Source organism: Micromonospora sp. BS32 (assembly GCF_059089345.1).
Window position 1 is genome coordinate 1 of the sequence record NZ_JBSSHR010000163.1, and the last position, 386, is coordinate 386.

General features: G+C 67.6%; 1 protein-coding gene. It reads left to right on the forward strand.

Annotated features, from left to right (window positions below; translation table 11 throughout):
• The coding region (locus AC5RWQ_RS30730) for a hypothetical protein (protein WP_494286088.1) at nt 1-306 on the forward strand (306 nt) is incomplete at its 5' end.
• Nucleotides 307-386: the final 80 nt, after the last annotated feature.

Below are 386 nucleotides of genomic sequence, written 5' to 3' on the forward strand. Positions count from 1 at the left end.
GAACTGGGCAGCCGGCCCTCCGGCGCCGCCGCACACGTGATCGCCCAAGCAGCAGCCGAACAGCACGGGCTCCTGCCCGAAGAATGGCACCAGCGCATGCTCGAACAGCTCACCGAGATGTGGACCGGGCGCACCACCGAGCTCGGTGCGTGTCCCGACTGCTCCGTCGGCCCGCTGGAGGACATCAAGGTCCACGCGATAGTCACCCCCCACGCAGTGGGACGCCCTGGCCCGCGTCGGCGCACCCGGCAGCATCGCACTAGTAGACTGTCGTGGCTAGTACTGCAGCAGGATTTTGCGGCCTGACCTGCGGGTTTCGCTGGGCGGGTGGAGTGTGGCGAGTCGTTGAATGATCAGGGGCGGTCTCACGGAGACCGCCCCTCGAT